At 72.1% G+C, this 17410-nt stretch carries 17 protein-coding genes; 15 read left to right on the forward strand and 2 right to left on the reverse strand.

Translation table 11 applies throughout. From position 1 onward, the window contains the following. Positions 1-123: 123 nt before the first annotated feature. The 12 genes from FF096_RS13555 to FF096_RS13610 all read left to right on the forward strand — a co-directional run bounded on the left by FF096_RS13555 (position 124) and on the right by FF096_RS13610 (position 13332). Positions 124-2058 (forward strand): hypothetical protein, encoded by a 1935-nt coding sequence (locus FF096_RS13555; protein ID WP_155218167.1) that lies wholly within the window; start codon positions 124-126, stop codon positions 2056-2058. A 96-nt stretch (positions 2059-2154) separates the two neighbouring features. Further along, the gene (locus tag FF096_RS13560) at positions 2155-2697 is read left to right on the forward strand and encodes a DapH/DapD/GlmU-related protein (protein ID WP_155217971.1); all 543 of its coding nucleotides are present in this window, start codon (positions 2155-2157) and stop codon (positions 2695-2697) included. Beyond that, on the forward strand, positions 2690-4285 hold the full coding sequence (locus FF096_RS13565) for a lipopolysaccharide biosynthesis protein (protein ID WP_155217973.1): 1596 nt from the start codon (positions 2690-2692) through the stop codon (positions 4283-4285). The genes FF096_RS13560 and FF096_RS13565 overlap by 8 nt, the downstream gene beginning before the upstream one ends. A 105-nt stretch (positions 4286-4390) precedes the next feature. Then, on the forward strand, positions 4391-5626 hold the full coding sequence (locus FF096_RS13570; RefSeq protein ID WP_155218169.1) for an O-antigen ligase: 1236 nt from the start codon (positions 4391-4393) through the stop codon (positions 5624-5626). Continuing rightward, a complete protein-coding gene (locus FF096_RS13575; protein ID WP_155217975.1) occupies positions 5623-7236 on the forward strand; it encodes a lipopolysaccharide biosynthesis protein in 1614 nt (537 codons plus the stop codon). The genes FF096_RS13570 and FF096_RS13575 overlap by 4 nt, the downstream gene beginning before the upstream one ends. Before the next feature lie 7 nt (positions 7237-7243). Further along, a complete protein-coding gene (locus FF096_RS13580; RefSeq protein WP_309223237.1) occupies positions 7244-8146 on the forward strand; it encodes a sulfotransferase domain-containing protein in 903 nt (300 codons plus the stop codon). Next, positions 8143-9393: a hypothetical protein gene (locus FF096_RS13585; RefSeq protein ID WP_309223238.1), complete on the forward strand. Its 1251-nt coding sequence runs from the start codon at positions 8143-8145 to the stop codon at positions 9391-9393. Before FF096_RS13580 ends, FF096_RS13585 begins: the two co-directional genes overlap by 4 nt. Positions 9394-9425: 32 nt before the next feature. Then, positions 9426-9908 (forward strand): UDP-N-acetylglucosamine--LPS N-acetylglucosamine transferase, encoded by a 483-nt coding sequence (locus tag FF096_RS13590; protein ID WP_375335334.1) that lies wholly within the window; start codon positions 9426-9428, stop codon positions 9906-9908. A gap of 56 nt (positions 9909-9964) precedes the next feature. Continuing rightward, entirely contained in the window at positions 9965-10591 is a 627-nt protein-coding gene (locus FF096_RS13595; RefSeq protein ID WP_155218177.1) for a glycosyltransferase, read from the forward strand. Further along, positions 10540-11508 carry a glycosyltransferase family 2 protein gene (locus FF096_RS13600; RefSeq protein ID WP_155217977.1) on the forward strand — a complete coding sequence of 323 codons (969 nt, stop codon included), beginning with the start codon at positions 10540-10542 and terminating at the stop codon, positions 11506-11508. Before FF096_RS13595 ends, FF096_RS13600 begins: the two co-directional genes overlap by 52 nt. Positions 11509-11641: 133 nt before the next feature. Then, complete coding sequence (gene aroC / locus FF096_RS13605; RefSeq protein ID WP_309223241.1) at positions 11642-12820, forward strand: chorismate synthase; 1179 nt, start codon at positions 11642-11644, stop codon at positions 12818-12820. Next, the gene (locus tag FF096_RS13610; RefSeq protein ID WP_155217981.1) at positions 12817-13332 is read left to right on the forward strand and encodes a shikimate kinase; all 516 of its coding nucleotides are present in this window, start codon (positions 12817-12819) and stop codon (positions 13330-13332) included. The genes aroC and FF096_RS13610 overlap by 4 nt, the downstream gene beginning before the upstream one ends. A gap of 14 nt (positions 13333-13346) precedes the next feature. Here the strand turns inward: FF096_RS13610 and FF096_RS13615 are convergent, their stop codons facing one another. Next, positions 13347-14171, reverse strand: a complete 825-nt coding sequence (locus FF096_RS13615; RefSeq protein WP_309223242.1) for a cytochrome c oxidase assembly protein — start codon at positions 14169-14171, stop codon at positions 13347-13349. Beyond that, positions 14168-14710 (reverse strand): DUF2243 domain-containing protein, encoded by a 543-nt coding sequence (locus FF096_RS13620; RefSeq protein WP_155217983.1) that lies wholly within the window; start codon positions 14708-14710, stop codon positions 14168-14170. The genes FF096_RS13615 and FF096_RS13620 overlap by 4 nt, the downstream gene beginning before the upstream one ends. A 132-nt stretch (positions 14711-14842) precedes the next feature. Between FF096_RS13620 and aroB the strand changes: the two genes are divergently transcribed. The 3 genes from aroB (at position 14843) to efp (ending at position 17409) form a co-directional block, all read left to right on the forward strand. Further along, a complete protein-coding gene (aroB, locus tag FF096_RS13625; protein WP_155217985.1) occupies positions 14843-15919 on the forward strand; it encodes a 3-dehydroquinate synthase in 1077 nt (358 codons plus the stop codon). Continuing rightward, positions 15916-16362 carry a type II 3-dehydroquinate dehydratase gene (gene aroQ, locus FF096_RS13630; RefSeq protein ID WP_309223243.1) on the forward strand — a complete coding sequence of 149 codons (447 nt, stop codon included), beginning with the start codon at positions 15916-15918 and terminating at the stop codon, positions 16360-16362. The genes aroB and aroQ overlap by 4 nt, the downstream gene beginning before the upstream one ends. A 489-nt stretch (positions 16363-16851) precedes the next feature. Beyond that, positions 16852-17409 (forward strand): elongation factor P, encoded by a 558-nt coding sequence (gene efp, locus FF096_RS13635; RefSeq protein WP_155217987.1) that lies wholly within the window; start codon positions 16852-16854, stop codon positions 17407-17409. Position 17410: the final 1 nt, after the last annotated feature.

A 17410-nucleotide genomic window follows, 5' to 3' on the forward strand; every position in this document is an offset into this window, starting at 1 on the left:
CCCTCCAGCGTGGAGCGGGCACGCTACGTGCATTCTCGTCCACTCTGGAGGCGCAGCGTGCCCAGATTCTCCTTGCCGTGGCGTACGGTTCGTCGGCGTCGAACACGGGCCGCGACCGTCGCGATGGTGACCGTCGCGGCTGTCCTGGCCGTGCCCACCGCGACATCCGCAGCCGTGGTTCCGGCGCCCGAGCCGGCCACCCTGGTCTCGACCAACCCGGTAGACCAGACCCCGCACGCCCGCGACGGCGAGGCTCGCGCCTTCGCCGAAATCGGGAACACGGTCTTCGTCGGCGGCACTTTCACGCAGATTCGGCAGACGGCCAGTTCGGCCTGGACCTCCCGTAGCTACCTCTTCGCGTACGACCGGACCACCGGGACGATCTCCACGACCTTCCTGCCGGTGCTCGACGGTGCGGTCAACGCGCTCATCGCCGGCCCCGGCGGAATACTCATCGTCGGCGGGGCCTTCAAGAACGTCAACGGTGTGTCCCGCCGCAACCTGGTGGCCCTCGAACCCTCGACCGGCATGATCGTCGACAGTTGGGTCGGTCGCTCCGACGGTGGCAACGTGCGGGACCTGGTGCTGCACGGCAACTGGCTCTACGTTGCCGGAGCCTTCAACTGGCTCAACGGCACCGCGCACGCCGGGCTCGGCCGGATGGACGCGACCACCGGCGAGATCGACCCGACCTTCAACATCAACACCAGCGTCGGCCGACACGGCACCAGCATGTACGTCTGGACCATCGACGTCTCGCCGGACGGCAACACCCTCGTCGTCGGCGGCAACTTCCTCTACGTCAACGAGCTGCCACGCAACCAGATCGCGCTGGTCGACCTCACCGACACCCCGAGCGTCATCGACTGGAGTTCGGAGCGGTTCGTGGCCCCGTGCGCGAACCCGACGACCTTCGTGCACTACGTGCAGGACGTACGCTTCGGCGGCGACGGGACCTGGTTCGTGGTCGGCACCAACGGCGGTACGGGCTGGCCGAGCGCCTACTGTGACGCCCTGGTCCGCTTCGAGACCGACGCCCGGGGGCCCAACCAGGTCGCCACCTGGGTCAACTTCACGGGTAACGACACGATCACGTCGGTCGAGGTGGCCGACAACGTGATCTACCTCGGTGGGCACTTCCGCTGGCTGAACAACCCGAACGCCAGTGACCGGGCCGGCAACGGCGCCATCGACCGGCTGGGCATCGGTGCGGTCACGCCGGCCACCGGCATGCCGGTGAACTGGAACCCGCGCCGCAGCGGTGGCAACGCCCTGCCCTCGGGCGCCAGTTCCTGGGGCTCGTCGGTGCCGGTGCTCTGGCGGGGCAGCGCCGGTCTCTACTTCGGTCATAACTCCGACGGCATGGGTAACGAGTACCACGGCCGGCTCGGCATGTTCCCGCTCAGTGGTGGGCGCACCATCACCCCGAAGAACCCGCCCACCGGGAGCAGCGGATACCTCCACCTGAACGTCGGGCCCGGCGAGGTGGCGAAGGTGCCGTTCGACGGCACCGAGTTGGACGCCGAGAACGCCACGGTGGTCAGCCAGCCGAACTACACGGGCGCGGGCGCGACCTGGCTGGTGGATGACCGGATCTACTGGTCCCACGCGGTCTCCGGCACGCCGACCGGCAGTCGGATCGACGTCTCGCTGTTCAACGGCTCCACCATCGGTGGGCCCTGGGAGGCGTCCGGCTACAACGACTGGTACAACCCGGCCCTGCTGACCGGCGCGTTCTTCCTGGACGGTCGGCTGTACTACACCCGCAGCGGCGCGAACAACCTCTACTACCGCTACTTCGAGATCGACGGCAACTATCTGGGCGCCACCGAGTTCGTCCTGCCGACCACCGGCGTGACCTGGTCGGCGGTGCGAGGCATGGCCTGGGTTGACGGTAAGATCGTCTACGGGGCGACCAACGGTTCGCTGCGTAGTGTGCCGTTCGACCCGACCCTGGCTCCCGCTGCGGCGGTCAACGGCACCGAGTCGACGCTCATCGCGGAGGCGACCCCGGAGCTGACCTGGTCGACCGCCTCGATGTTCTTTTCGGTGTCCTAGCGTTCACCGTTCGTAACGAATCCTCGGTAGTTTGTTCACCTCGGGTCGGCGTGCGGCATCATCCGCCGCCGACCCGAGGCAAGGTGGGGAGGCTCGTTGACTGGCATCCGGCGTGGACTCGTCGTGCGTACCGTCTTCGCGGTCAAGCGTGGTTGGTACCGGCTGCGCTATCCGCGTCTGCGACTCGGCGCGGGAGTGGAGATCCGGGGCCGGATCCGGCTGCGTCGCGGCGTACGGGTCACCATCGGTGAGCACACCCGACTGAACAAACTGGTCCGGTTCGCCGGGCCGGGTGAGGTGCGCGTCGGCGCGAACTGCCTGCTCAACGCGACCTGGATCGGCACCTGGACGTCGGTGACCATCGGCGACCGCTGCCTGTTGTCGGACTGCGAACTGCTCGACAACGACTTCCACAACCTTGCCCCCGACCGCCGGCACGATCCGCCCACCCCGGCCACCCGCGCTCCGATAACCATCGAGGACAACGTCTGGATCGGCGCGCACGCGCTGGTCATGAAGGGGGTGCGGATCGGTCGGGATAGCGTCGTGGGTGCCGCGACCGTGGTCCGCGCCGACGTGCCGCCCGGGGTCGTGGTGATCGGCAACCCACAACAGATAGCGAAGAAGTTCCATGACTGATCCCGCGCCCAGCCACTGGACCGGTCCCGTGGCCGCCTCCTCGCCCCGCACCGTCACGATCGGCGACATGGCGCGGGTGCCGCTGCACCGGCTCCGGTTGGTCGCGGCGGTGGCCCTCGGCGGACTGCTCGCCGCCGGCGGCTACCTGCTGCTGGCACCGGCCACGGTCACGGCGAACGCGGTGGTCGCGGTGCGGCCGGTGGTCACCGACGCCTTCACGCCCAGCGGTGCCGCCGCCGACCGGGCGGTGAACATGAACGTGGAGAGCGGCATCGCCACCGGCACCGAGGTCGTCGCCAAACTGGCCGAGCGCTTCGACTCCGACCATCGCACCGTGCGCGACGCCCTCGAGGTCGAGGTGCCCGCCGGTGGCCAGATCCTGCGGTTCACCTACCAGGCCCCGGACGCCGAACAGGCCGTGACGGGCGCCAACCTGGCCGCGCAGAGCTACCTGGACGTCCGCCGTGCCATGTACGAGAAGCAGCGCGAGGAGATGCTGCGGTCCTACGACGAGAGCATCGAGAAGGTCGTCGCACAGCGCAACGCCGTGCAGCGCCGGATCAACAACGCCCGGGACACCTCCGCCGCCAACGCCGCGGTCGCCGAACTCGGCGGGATCAACAACCAGCTCACCCAGCTCAGCTCGGCCCGCACGGAGATCGCCGCGGTCGACGTGAACCCGGGCTGGGTCACCCGCAGCGCCGAGCGGGCGCTGGCCACCACGGCCGGCAACGCGCCGCTGCTGCTGGCCGGTGGGCTGCTCGGGGGGACCGTGATCGGGCTGGTGCTCGCCTTCCTGTGGGAGTCGGTGGACCGGCGCATCCGCAGCGCGGCCGACGCCCGGGACAGCACCGGCCTGCCGCTGCTGGGCACCGTCCGCCGGGTCGGGCTACGCGGCCGGGCGGTCGACGCCGACGTCCGCTACGTCGCCATGGCCGTCGCCGAGCGGGTACGCCAACCCGCCCGGGTCGCCGTGCTCACCGCGCGGGAGGACGCCACCGAGATCACCGCCGGTCTCGCGGTCGCCCTCGCCGTGGTCGGTCGGGAGGTGTTCGTCGCCGACGACGGCGGCCGAGTCGACCGACTGCGGGCCGCGGTGCTCGCCGACCGGGACCGGTTGCCGCCGAGCCTCGACCCGACCAAACCCGCCGTACCCAAGCCCCGTACCGCCCCCACCGACATCGACGACGGCCCCACCGAGGTCGTCACCCGCCGTCCCTCCCCACATCCGGTGGGGGCACGCCCGTCCACCGATCCGGAGGCGACGCTCACCCTGCCCCGTGTCGCCAAGACCGTCGGCCGTACCGACAACGGCCGGCCGACCGGCGACGCGCAGGTGGTGGTGGGCGCCGGCTCCGTGCGGTTCGGCACCTGGCGGCAGGGCGCCGACCAGAGCCTGGTGCTGTACAACGCGCCGCCGGCGGAGACCGACGAGCGGGGTGTGGCGATAGCCCGACAGGGCACCGCCGTGGTCGTGGTCGAACGCGACCGCACCCGGCAGGCCGACCTGCGCCGCCTCGCGGAGCGGCTGCGGGCGGCCGGGGTCAACCCGCTGGGATTCGTGCTGTGCCGCAGCGGGCGGAGTTGAGGCGTGCCGGTCACCCACGCCCCGCCGACCACCGAGCCGGCCCGGCCGGCCGATGTCGCGCCCGCGCCCGCACCGCCCCGACTGCCGCTGTGGCCGTTGGCGGCGATGTTCGGGCTCGTTCCCCTGTGGTGGGTGGCCGGCAGCTTCTACCTCGGCTGGCCACTGCTGGGTGCCCTGCTGTTCACGCTGCTGGCCACCCGGGGTCGCGTGCCGCTGCCACCCGCGATCGGGATCTGGCTGCTCTTCCTGGCCATCGCGGTGGCCAGCGCGAGCCGGCTGACCTCGCTCACCTCGGTGCCGACCTTCGTGCTGCGACTGGCGTTCTACCTCACCGCGCTGGTCGTCGCGATCTACGTCTACGCCGTCACCCGGGAACGCCCCGACCAGGCCGTCGTGCTGGTGCCGCTGTGCGCGTTCTGGTTCAGCCTGGTCGCCCTGGGCTGGTTGGGCGTGCTGATCCCGCGCTTCGAGCTGACCACCCCGCTCGAGATCCTGCTGCCGCCGGGCGTGTCCGGCGTGCCGTTCATCAACGACATGGTCCACCTGAGCACCGCCGAGTACAGTGCCCGGTCGCTCAACCCGATCTACCGGCCGGCGGCTCCGTACGCCTACACCAACAACTACGGCAGCGCGTACGCGATGACGCTGCCCTGCGTGGTCGCGTTCACCATGTTGCGTCGGCGCGGCCTGCTGCGGTGGCTGCTGCTCGCGTCGTTGCCGCTGTCGCTGGTCCCGGCGTTCTTCACGCTCAACCGGGCGATGTTCCTCAGCCTCGGCGTCGGCCTGGCCGTGCTGGGGGTGCGGGCGGCGCTACGCGGCAACGTCCGGGTGGCCGCCTCCATCGCCGGAGTGGTGGTGCTCGGCGGCGTCGCCAGCCTGTTCATCCCGGTCGCCGAGATGATCGGCAATCGGGTCGAGTCCAGCGACACCAACACCGACCGGCTCTCGCTCTACTCCGAGGTGCTGCGTCGGGTGGGTGATTCCCCCTGGCTGGGCTACGGCGCGCCGATGGACGTGGACACGGTCAGCGCCGACGCGCCGATCGGCACCCAGGGGCAACTGTGGATGGTGCTGTTCAGTCACGGCGTCCCGGCGCTGCTGTGCTTCCTGGCCTGGTTCGTCGCCGCCGCGCTGATCTGCGCCCGGGCCCGGTCGGCGGCCGGGCAGTGGCTCTCCATCGTCCCGGTGATCTGCCTGGTGCAGGTGCCCTTCTACGGGATGGCCAACCAGAATCTCGCGGTCGCCTTCTTCGCGGTGGCGTTCGCGATCGCCCTCGACGAACGGGAACGCGGCAGCCCACCGGACGGGTGGTCGCGACGAGCGGCGGTGACACCGGCATGACGGCGACGACCAGCCCACCGACCGGGGAGGGGCCCGGACGTACGCCGAGCCTGCCCGCCGCCTCGTCGACGGGCACGACGACGGCGGTGGACGGCACGGCCGAGACCCGGCGCAGCACCCGCAGTGGAGTCGCCGGGCTGCTCGGCGCGGCGACCAGCGGCCTGTTCGGTTTCGTGCTCGCGGTGGTCATCACCCGTGGTTACGGCACCACCGGAGCGGGCGCGTTCTTCGCCGCGATCGGCGTGGTGACCGTCGCCGCCGCGATTTGCACCCTCGGTGCGGAGACCGGTCTGATCTGGGCGCTGCCCCGGCGACGTCTCGGCGCGACCGGTGACGGCGCCCGGGTGCTGCCGGTCGCGCTGATACCGCCGCTGGTGGTGGCCGTGCTGGTCGCGGTCGGCGGAGCGCTGGTCGCCGGGCCGCTCGCCGGGCGGTTGCAGGGCCCGGCGGGTGCGTCGCTGCTGGTGGTGACTTTCGCGGCGGTGCCCGTGGTGGTCGCGATGAACCTGCTGCTGGCCGTCGTGCGCTGCGTACGCCCGATGCGGGCCTACGTCGCGGTGCAGTTCCTGCTGTTGCCGGTCGCCCGGCCCCTGCTGGTCGGTGCGGCGGTGCTGACCGGTGGTGGACTGCTGGCGGGTATGACCGGCTGGCTGGTGCCCGCCGCCGTGGCCCTGCTGGTCTGCCTGATCCTGGTCACCGGGCCACTCGGCGTCGGCGCGGGTGCCCGGCTGCGCCCGGAGCCTCGGGACTGGTCCACGTTCTGGCGGTTCGCGTTGCCCCGCGCCGCCTCGGCGGCGATCGACGCCGGCAACATGTGGATCGGCGTGCTGCTCACCTCGGCCCTGGCCGGGCCCGCCGACGCCGGTGTCTTCGGTGCCGTCGGCCGTTACGTCCTCGCCGGTCAACTCGCGATGCAGGGGCTGCGGGTGGCCGTGTCGCCGCAACTGTCGCGGCTGCTCGGCCGAGGCGAGCGGGCCGCCGCCGCAGCGGTGCACCGGCAGCTGACCACCTGGGGTCTGGTGCTCTCCTGGCCGGTCTACCTGTTGCTCGCCGTCTTCGCACCGGCCTTCCTGGCGTTGTTCGGCTCGGAGTTCACCGCCGGCACCGCCGCGATGACGGTGCTCGCCGTGGCGATGCTGGTCAACACCGGGGTCGGCAACGTGCAGAGCATGCTGCTGATGGGCGGGCGCAGCGGCCTGCACCTGGTGGCGGTGCTGACCGGGCTGGTGGTGACCGTCGGCGGTGGACTGGTGCTGATTCCCGCCCACGGGGCGACCGGGGCGGCGGTGGCCTGGGCCGCCGGCATCGTGACCGAGAACCTCGGTGCGGTCACCTTCGCCTGGCTGGTGGTGCGCCAACCCCTGGTGGACGCCCGGATGCTGGCCGCGGCGGCGGCCACCGTGGCGGGAGTCGGGTTGGCGGCGGTGGCCGGCCTGACGGTGGCCGGACGCGGAATCGCGGGGCTGGTCCTCGCGCTGGCCGTGCTCGCCGCCTTCTGCGTCGGCTTGTTGACGTTGCCCCGGGTGCGGCGCGGCATCCGGGTGACCATGGTGCAGATCCGTGGCGGGTCGCCGGCCGGCGACCCGCCACGGACGTCGAAGGGCAGGTGAGTTCGTCGTGTCGTCCATTCGGGACCGGGTGAAGCAGTTGGTGCCGACCCAGGTGACGAACCGGGTACGGGAAAGCCTCGTCGACTACGGGGTACGCACCAGTGATCGCCGACCGTTGCCGGACTTCCTCATCATCGGCACCAAACGCGGCGGCACCACCTCGCTGTGGAACTACCTGATCCAGCATCCGCTGGTGCCCCGGCTCTTTCCGGCCTGGAACACGAAGGCCTCGCACTACTTCGAGGAGCACTGGAAGCGCGGCGAGGCGTGGTACCGCTCGCACTTCCCGACCGTGCGCCAGCGGGAGGCGCTGGAGAACCGCCACGGCGGCCCGGTCCGCGTCGGTGAGGCCGCCCCGCTGTACATGTTCCACCCGCTGGCCGCCGAACGGGTGTCCGCGTTGATGCCCTCGGTGCGGCTGATCGTGCTGCTGCGCGACCCGGTGGAGCGGGCCTACTCGCACTGGAAGGAGCGGCGGACCAACGGCGTGGAGCCGCTCGACTTCGCCGCCGCGCTGGCCGCCGAGGAGGAGCGTACGGCGGGGGAGCGGGAGCGGCTGATCGCCGAACCGGAGTACTTCAGCGAGCCCTACGACTGGTACACCTACCGGGCCCGGGGCCGGTACCTGGAGCACCTGGAGCCGTGGTTGGAGCGTTTCGACCGCGACCAGATCCTCTTCCTGCCGAGCGAGGAACTCTACCGCGACGCGCGGGCGACCTACCGGCGCACCCTGGACTTCCTCGGCCTGCCGCCGTTCGACCTGCCCGACTTCAAGGTCTACAACGACCGTCGGTCCGCGCCGCTGGAGCCGACGCTGCGCGCCGAGCTGACCGAGTACTACCGCCCGCACAACGAGGCGCTGCGGCAGCGGCTGGGGCTGCGGCTCGACTGGCCGGACCAGGTCGCGTGACCGCCTCGGCCACGACCGCGCACGACCCCCGGTGCCGCGACGACGGGCTGGGCTGGGTCACCCGGGCGGTCTTCGCCGACTCCCGGGTCGCGGTGGTCGTGGACGGCGACCCGCCGCCCGGGCACACCGTCACCGCCCGGTACGCGATCGTGCCGTCGGTGTCCCGGGCACGTTTCCTGCTGCCGATGGGCTCACCCCGGGTCGCCGCGGCGGCCCTGCTGTCGTACAACGCCCTGCGGCCGGCGAAGCTGCGCGCGGCCCGGGCGGTGCTCGGCATGGCGGCTCGGGTCGGCGCGGTCGACCGGGCCCCGTTTCCCGTGCTGACCGTGGCGGTGCCCGCCGGGGTCGACCCGGCGGAGGTGCTGCTCGCCGAGCGGGTCGGTGCCGAACTCGGTGTGCCGGTGCACGCGGCCTGTGGGGTGCGGCCACCGGACCCGAACCACAAGCCGACGCTGCAACTGTTCGACAGCCGGGGAGAGCCGCGCGGGTACGCGAAGATCGGCTGGAACGCCGCGACGCGGGCGCTGGTCACCGCCGAGGCGGCGGCGCTGCGGGAGGTGGCCGGGCTGGCCGGGACGGCCGGACACCCCGGCACCACCCGACTGCTCACCGAGTTCAGCTGGGGCGGGCAGGCGGTGGCGGTGGTCGAGCCGCTGCCCGCGCGCATCCGTGGCGTACCGGTCGACACCGAGCCCGATCTCGCCGCGCTGCTCGCGGTGGCCCGCCGGGGCCGCCCGGCGGCAGCGGCCCGGCCGCTGGCCGGCTCGCCGTTCCTGGCCCGGCTGACCGACGAGGCGCGGCGGGCCGCCACCGACGTCGGTGACCGGGCGTCGGCCGCCGTCGCCGACCTGGCCCGTCGGCACGCGAACGTCACCGTCGAGTTCGGCCACTGGCACGGCGACTGGGTGCCGTGGAACCTCGGCCGGCACGGCGGCGACCTCATCGCCTGGGACTGGGAACACAGCGGACCGGACGTACCGGTCGGCTTCGACCTGGCCCACGACGCGTTCCAGCGCGCGTTGGTGCTGCGCGGCGAACCGGCCGCCGAGGCGGCGCGACAGGTCGACACCTGGCTGCTGCGGCACGGCGACGCGCTGGGGCTGGACCGGGCCCGGCAGCGACTGGTGGCCGACGCGTACCTGCTGGAGATGTGGCTGCGGACCTGGCGGCTGGCGAACGCCGGTGCCGGCTGGAACCCGGCGCTGCATCCCGCCCTGCTGGACACCATCCAGGCACGACACACCTGACCGAGACGTCAAACGGACTTGTGGGGAGTCACGTGGACAACACCATCAAGGGAGCCGACGAGCAGCCGGTGCTGCTGCTGGTCGGATCGAGCGGCGGGCACCTGGCGCAGTTGCTCGCCCTGCGGCCCTGGTACGAGACCTGGCGACGATGCTGGGTCACCTTCGACACTCCGGAGGCGCTGTCGCTGCTGGCCGGGGAGGACGTCGTCCCGGCGTACCATCCCACCACCCGGCACCTGGGCAATCTGCTGCGCAACGCGTGGTTGGCCGCCCGGGTGCTGCGGCGGCGACGGGTCGCCGCGGTGGTCACCACCGGCGCGGGCGTGGCGGTGCCGTTCGTCGTGCTCGCCTGGCTGCGCCGCATCCCGACCGTCTACATCGAGGTCTACGACCGGATCGACACCCCGACGCTGACCGCCCGGCTGTGCCGTCCGTTCCTGTCGGCGATGCTCGTGCAGTGGGAGGAACAGCGTCGGCAGTATCCGGAGGCGACGGTCGTGGGGACGCTGCTGTGAGCGGCGACGGGCACGGGACGATGCCGGTGCGACCCCGCCCGGCCCCCGACGAGCCGATGGTACGCGTGCCGGAGCCCCGCGAGCCGCGCCCCGACGGTCGGCCCCGCGTGCTGGTGGCCGTCGGCACCGACAAGCATCCGTTCGACCGGTTGGTCGACTGGTTACGCCAGTGGCACGGTGAGGTCGCCGGCACCGTCGTGCTGACCGTGCAGCACGGGCACACCCGGGCCGACGACCTGTCCGGCGCGGTGCCGTTCCTCGGCCACGCCGAGTTGCAGACCGCGATGGCCCAGGCCGACCTGGTGGTCTGCCACGGTGGGCCGGCCACCATCCTGGAGGCCCGTCGGCACGGGCACCTGCCGATCGTGGTGCCCCGCGACCCGACTCATGGTGAGCACGTCGACGACCACCAACTGCTGTTCGCCCGCCGGCTCGGTGTCGCCGGTCTGGTGGCGCTCTGCGAATCCCGGCAGGAGCTGCTGGACTCGCTGGCCACCGGGCTGGCGGACCCGTCCCGCTTCACCATCGAGGTGGACGCGGATGCGGCCGACGGACGTCGGGCCGCGGTGCGGCGGGTCGGAGTGATCGTCGAGGACCTGGTGGCCGCCGCCGCGCAGCGGCGCCACCGACCCTGGTGGCGGCCGTGGCGCGGACCCGGCCCGGACGGAAGGCGGAAGTCGTGACCTCGTACCCGAGCGTGAGCGCCGTGGTGCCCACCCGCAACCGGCCGGAGCTGCTGCGGGCCGCGGTGCGGGCCATCGTCGCGCAGGACTACCCGGCGCCGGTCGAGGTGGTGGTGGTCTACGACCAGTCCGAACCGGACCTGTCGCTGACCGAGCTGTCCGCCCCGGACCGGCCGGTGCGGGTGGTCACCAACGCCCGCACCCCCGGCCTGGCCGGTGCCCGCAACACCGGCACCCTGGCGGCCACCGGCGAGCTGATCGCCTTCTGCGACGACGACGACGAGTGGCTGCCCGGCAAGCTGCGTGCCCAGGCCGAGGCGCTGTCCCGGGTACCCGGTGCCGAGTTCGTCAGCTGCGGCATCCGGGTCAGCTACGACGGGAACACCGTCGAGCGGGTGCTGGACCGCGACTCGATCAGCCTGCCCGAGCTGCTGCGCGACCGGATGACCGAGCTGCACCCGTCGACCTTCCTCATCCGGGCGGCGGCGCTGCGCGACGGGTTCGGTCTGGTCGACGAGGAGATCCCGGGCAGTTACGCCGAGGACTACGAGTTCCTGCTCCGGGCGGCCCGCAGCGCGCCGTTGGTCAACCTGCGCAGCCCGTACGTGGTGGTGCGGTGGCACAAGCGGTCGTACTTCGCCCAGCGGTGGGACACCATCTCCGAGGCGTTGCAGTGGCTTCTGGAACGCTATCCCGAGTTCGCCAGCCAGCCCGCCGGACAGGCCCGGGTCACCGGCCAGATCGCCTTCGCCCGCGCGGCGTCGGGAGACTCCCGGGGCGCGATGCGCTGGGCCCGACAGACCATCCGGCACAACCCACGCGAGCCCCGGGCCTACCTGGCCCTGGCGGTCGCCGGGCGGGTCGTCCGCGCCGACACGGTGCTGCGTACCCTGCACCGGCGCGGCAAGGGCATCTGACCGTCCGCCGCCTGCCCGCCCGCGCTCACGGACGCCCGTGCGCCCGTGGGCGGTCCCGCCCTGACGCGTCCGTAGGGCGGGACACGGCGGGCGGCGCGGCGCGGCGGACACCGGGCGTGACAGACTCATGGCCGTGTTGCGCTGGTTGACCGCAGGGGAATCACACGGGCCCGCTCTCGTCGCGTTGCTGGAGGGGGTGCCCGCCGGTGTCGAGCTGACCTCCACCGAGATCGCCGGGGAGCTGGCCCGCCGTCGGCTCGGCTACGGGCGGGGTGCCCGGATGGCGTTCGAGCAGGACGAAATCGAGATCATCGGTGGCCTGCGGCACGGGGTGACCCTGGGCAGCCCGGTCGCCGTCCGGGTCGGCAACTCCGAGTGGCCCAAGTGGCGCACCGTGATGGCCGCCGACCCGGTCGATCCCGACGAGTTGGCCCAGCAGGCCCGCAACGCGCCGCTGACGCGCCCCCGGCCCGGCCACGCCGACCTGGCCGGCATGCAGAAGTACGGCCACACCGACGCCCGGCCGATCCTGGAACGGGCCAGCGCGCGGGAGACCGCCGCCCGGGTCGCGGTCGGCACGGTGGCCAAGGCACTGCTGCGGCAGGCCCTCGACATCGAGATCGTCTCGCATGTGGTGGAGCTCGGCCCGGTCGCCGTCAAGCCGGGTCTGCGGCCCCGGCCGGAGGACGCCGAGCGCATCGACGCCGACCCGCTGCGCTGCCTCGACCCGGAGGCCAGCGCCCGGATGGTCGCCGAGGTCGACGCCGCGAAGAAGGCCGCCGACACCCTCGGAGGCGTGGTCGAGGTGCTGGCGTACGGCGTACCCCCGGGCCTGGGCAGCCACGTCCAGTGGGACCGCAAGCTCGACGCCCGGCTGGCCACCGCGCTGATGTCGATCCAGGCGATCAAGGGAGTGGAGATCGGCGACGGCTGGCAGCAGGCGCGGTCCCGGGGCTCCGAGGCGCACGACGAGATCATTCCCACCGCCACCGGGGTCCGCCGGGTCACCGACCGGGCCGGTGGCCTGGAGGGCGGCATCACCACCGGTGAGCCGCTGCGGGTGAAGGCGGCGATGAAGCCGATCTCCTCGTTGAACCGCGCGCTGGCCACGGTGGACATCACCACCGGCGAGCCCGCCACCGCCATCAACCAGCGATCCGACGTCTGCGCGGTGCCGGCCGCCGCCGTGGTCGCCGAGGCGATGGTGGCGCTGGTGCTGGCCGAGGCAGCGGTGGAGAAGTTCGGCGGCGACTCGGTCGCCGAGATGCGCCGCAACCTGACCGGCTACCTGAACGCGCTGGTGATCCGATGACCGGTACCGTCCGGCCGGTCTGTGTGCTGGTCGGCGCGCCGGGTTCGGGCAAGACCACCGTCGGGCAGCAGTTGGCGGAAGCGCTCGGCGTCGAGTTCCGGGACACCGACGCCGACATCGAACGGGTCGCGGGCAAGCCGATCCCGGAGATCTTCGTCGACGAGGGGGAGGCGCATTTCCGTACCCTCGAACGGGCGGCGGTGGCGGCGGCGCTGGTCTCCTGCACCGGGGTGCTCGCCCTCGGCGGCGGCGCGGTGCTGGCCGAGGAGAACCGGGCGGCGCTGGTCGGTCACCGGGTGGTGCACCTCGACGTCGGGTTGGCCGACGCGGTGAAGCGGGTCGACCTCGGCATCGGTCGACCACTGTTGGCGATCAACCCCCGGGCCACCCTCAAACATCTGATGGAGCAGCGCCGGCCGCTGTACACCGAGGTCGCCACCATCACGGTGGCCACCGACGGGCGCACCCCCGAGGAGATCGTCGCCGAACTCGTCACCCTGCTGAAGTCGTAAGGAAGGGCACCTTATTAACGCCTGCGGTAGAGGAGGGGGCCCTTCCTAACATCCGGCCCGAGTGTGGGCGTGCGGCGGTGGCGCGGTCGGGGTTGCCAGGTCGCCAGCAGGGCGAGAGCGAGCAGGATCTCGGCGAGATCCCCGCCGTAATACATCACCGTCGCGCCCGCCCGTAGCTGCTCCGGCGGTGCGGGCACGTCGACCAGCAGGCCCGCGTACAGCAGCTGGGCGAGGCTGGCGTGTGCGATCACCGCCGCACCGAGCACCGCCAGCCGGACCGGCACCCAGGCCCGGTGCGGATAGGGTTCCGGACCGGCGATCGACCAGGTGAACAGCAGCCCGCTGAGCAGGAAGTGCAGGTTGACCAGGTCGTGCAGTACCGCACTGTCGAGGGTGGCCCGGTACAGCGGGGTGAGGTAGAGCAGCCACAGCCCACCGGCGGTGAGTGCCAACCCGGTGATCGGGTGGAGCAGGGGTCGCAGCGCCCGACGGTTCGCCACCCGCAGCGCCGCCCGTCCGGCCCGCCGGTCGACGCAGCGCAGGGCCAGGACGCCGGGGGCGCCCAGCACCAGCCCGAGCGGAGCCAGCATGCCGAGCAGGAGATGCTGCCACATGTGCCCGGCGAAGTCGTCCGCCCGCATCAGCAGGGCGGTGGCGAGCAGGGCGCATCCGGCGGCGAAGGCCGTCGTACGCCAGTGGCTCCAGCCCGCCCTGTCGGGGGCGCGTTGCCGCAGTGCGGCGGCCAGATAGAGCCACCCGGCCAACAGCGGTAACAGCAGTGCCGGGCCGACGGTGGTGGCGTGCTCGGTGCCGTGCGCCGAGACCAGGACCGGACTCACCGGCGGCTTCGGTCCGGCTCCGGGTGGTCGGCGCAGACGTCCACCGTGGCTGCGCGCCGCTGCACCAGCCAGCCGGCGGCGACCAGCACGACACCCAGGGCGAGGAAACCGAGATCCCACCAGAGCTGGTGTGGACCACTGCGGACGTGATGGATGGCCAGGATGTGGTGGTCGACGATGCCTTCGACGAGGTTGAACAGGCCCCAGCCGATCAGGGCCCAGCCCCACAGCATCGGCGAGCGCCACAGCCGCCCCCGGGAGCGGGTGACCCGGGCGTAGAGCATCGCCAGACCGGTCAGCACCGCCACCCAGGTGACCACGTGGAAAATGCCGTCCCACAGCGTGTTCATCTGCAGACCGGCGACGGTGTCGACCGGGTATTCGCGGACGCCGATGTTGTCGTCCCCGGTGCTGCTGAGCAGATGGTGCCACTGGAGTACCTGGTGCAGCAGGATGCCGTCGACGAAGCCGCCGAGCCCGACACCGAGGATGGTGGCGGGCAGCCGGATGTCGGCGCCGTCGATCGTCCGCCTGTTCATGGGCGAGTCTCCCGTCGCGGGGCTTTGCGTTGCCGGTGCCCGATGCCCGATGCGTTAAACCTCCGTTCCAACCCTCGGGCACCCGGCGGCGGAGCGGGTCACCGCGGCGGCCGGTGGGCTAGGCTCCCGGCGATGGACGAGGTGACCCGGATCCCGGTCGGCGGCGAACGGCCGTACGACGTGTTGGTCGGGCGCGATCTGCTCGACGCGCTGCCCGGCCTGCTGCCCGATGCCACTCGCGTGGCGGTGCTGCACGCGCCGCCGCTGAAGGGGCAGGCCGAGGAGGTCGGTGCCGTGCTGGCGGCGGCCGGCATGACGCCCCTGCCGATCGAGGTACCCGACGCCGAGGCCGGAAAGCACGTCGATGTGGCGGCGCAGTGCTGGGACCGGCTCGGCGAGGCGGGGTTCACCCGTACCGACGCGGTGGTCGGCCTCGGCGGCGGCGCGGTCACCGACCTGGCCGGTTTCGTGGCGGCCTGCTGGCTGCGCGGGGTGCGGTGGGTGCCGGTGGCCACCTCGTTGCTCGGCATGGTCGACGCCGCGGTGGGCGGGAAGACCGGGATCAACACCGCCGCCGGCAAGAACCTGGTCGGTGCCTTCCACCCGCCGGCCGGTGTGCTGGCCGACCTCGCCTCCCTGGACAGCCTCCCGCCCGCGGACCTGGCAGCCGGGCTGGCCGAGGTGGTCAAGTGCGGGTTCATCGCCGATCCGGTCATCCTCGACCTGATCGAGGGGGACGCGGCCGCCGCGACCGATCCAGCCGGGTCGGTCACCCGGGAGCTGATCGAGCGGGCCATCCGGGTCAAGGCCGACGTGGTCGCGGGGGATCTGCGTGAGTCGGGCGTACGGGAGGTGCTCAACTACGGGCACACCCTCGCCCACGGGATCGAGAAGGTCGAGGGTTACCGCTGGCGGCACGGCCACGCGGTGTCCGTCGGCCTGGTGTACGCCGCCGAGCTGGCCCGCCTCGCCGGCCGGCTGGACCCGGCCACCGCGTCCCGGCATCGCGCCGTGTTGACGGCACTCGACCTGCCGACGGAGTACGACGCCGAGGCGTGGCCGCGCCTGCTGGCCACGATGCGGGTCGACAAGAAGACGCGGGGCAGCCGACTGCGCTTCGTGGTGCTCGACGGGATCGCCCGGCCGGCGATGCTGGAAGGCCCCGACGACGACCTGTTGCACGCGGCCTACGCGGCGGTGGCCCGGTGACCAGGAAGGTCCAGGTGCTCAACGGGCCGAATCTGGGCCGGTTGGGCAGTCGCCAGGTCGACGTCTACGGCGTGACCAGCTACGCCGACCTGGTGCGGCTGTGTGAGACGACCGGCCGGGAACTGGGCCTGGACGTCGTCGTGCGGCAGACCGACGCCGAGCACGAGCTGCTCGGCTGGCTGCACGCCGCCGCCGACGAGGGCGCCGCCGTGGTGCTCAACCCGGCGGCCTGGTCGCACTACTCGATCGCGGTACGCGACGCGTGTGCCATGCTGCGCGGCCCGCTGGTGGAGGTGCACATCTCCAACATCCACGCCCGCGAGGAGTTCCGTCACCACTCGGTCGTCTCCGCGGTGGCGACCGGCGTGATCTGCGGTCTCGGCGTGGACGGCTACCGTCTCGCCCTGCACTACCTGGCCAACCTCCCCGACCGGAACACCTGAGGTTCCGATCACCGTACGCCCGGCTTCCGCACCGCCACTACGCTCGGTGCTGCCCGCGCCCGGGTAGGTGCGAAGCAAGCCCTTCCAGCTACCCTCAGTGATGTCCCGGTTCCCCGCCCATCACCCCTTTCCACGCTTTGCTCTGCTTCAACCAACGCACTAGCGGCTGACCAGCGGCGTTGTGGCGCGGCAGTGCGGTGATCTGCGGCGAAATCGCCACGGAAAGTGACTGTTGCGTCGGTTGAAGCAGAGCAAAGGGCGCGGAGGTGTGGTGGGGGGCGGGGGAGAGGCGTCACTGACAGTGCGCGGTTTGCCCTCGCGGATCGGCACCCGGGGTGCGGCGCGCGGGCCCTCGCCGGATGGTCATGCCGAGGCGACGGGGCACGTCGAGCCGGGCCCGGGCCGGTGGCGACCGGCGGCGGTCGGCGGGTCGTGAGACTGCTAGTAGACTTGGCAGGTCTGTCCGCCAATTGATGATCAAGGCAGGAAATGGCCACCACCAACGACCTGAAGAACGGCATGGTACTCAACCTCGACGGGGAGCTCTGGTCCGTCGTTGAGTTCCAGCACGTCAAGCCCGGTAAGGGTGGTGCGTTCGTGCGTACCACGCTGAAGAACGTGCTCTCCGGCAAGGTGGTCGACAAGACCTTCAACGCGGGCACCAAGGTGGAGACGGCGACCGTCGACAAGCGCACCATGCAGTATCTCTACGCCGACGGCGAGGACTACGTCTTCATGGACATGGAGACGTACGACCAGATCACGGTGCTGGGCGGGACGGTCGGCGAGGCGGCCAACTACCTGCTGCCCGAGGCCGAGGCGATCGTGGCCACCCACGAGGGTGTGCCGCTCTACATCGAGCTGCCGACCTCCGTTGTGCTGGAGGTCACCTACACCGAGCCGGGTCTGCAGGGCGACCGCTCGACCGGCGGCAACAAGCCGGCGACGGTGGAGACGGGCGCGACCGTCCAGGTCCCGCTCTTCGTGACCACCGGCGAGAAGATCAAGGTCGACACCCGCGACGGCCGTTACCTCGGCCGCGCCTGAT

The sequence above is a fragment of the Micromonospora sp. CP22 genome (genome assembly GCF_009712475.1).
In the GTDB taxonomy this organism is placed as follows: Bacteria; Actinomycetota; Actinomycetes; order Mycobacteriales; family Micromonosporaceae; genus Micromonospora.

Bases quoted from the DNA above. Each gene is read 5' to 3' on its own strand.
- FF096_RS13565 (WP_155217973.1), top strand. From the start codon at position 2,690: ATGACTGATCCCGCGCCCAGCCACTGGACCGGTCCCGTGGCCGCCTCC.
- FF096_RS13570 (WP_155218169.1), top strand. From the start codon at position 4,391: ATGTTCGGGCTCGTTCCCCTGTGGTGGGTGGCCGGCAGCTTCTACCTC.
- FF096_RS13595 (WP_155218177.1), top strand. From the start codon at position 9,965: ATGGTACGCGTGCCGGAGCCCCGCGAGCCGCGCCCCGACGGTCGGCCC.
- FF096_RS13575 (WP_155217975.1), top strand. From the start codon at position 5,623: ATGACGGCGACGACCAGCCCACCGACCGGGGAGGGGCCCGGACGTACG.
- FF096_RS13610 (WP_155217981.1), top strand. From the start codon at position 12,817: ATGACCGGTACCGTCCGGCCGGTCTGTGTGCTGGTCGGCGCGCCGGGT.
- efp (WP_155217987.1), top strand. From the start codon at position 16,852: ATGGCCACCACCAACGACCTGAAGAACGGCATGGTACTCAACCTCGAC.
- aroB (WP_155217985.1), top strand. From the start codon at position 14,843: ATGGACGAGGTGACCCGGATCCCGGTCGGCGGCGAACGGCCGTACGAC.
- FF096_RS13620 (WP_155217983.1), bottom strand. From the start codon at position 14,710: ATGAACAGGCGGACGATCGACGGCGCCGACATCCGGCTGCCCGCCACC.
- FF096_RS13555 (WP_155218167.1), top strand. From the start codon at position 124: ATGGTGACCGTCGCGGCTGTCCTGGCCGTGCCCACCGCGACATCCGCA.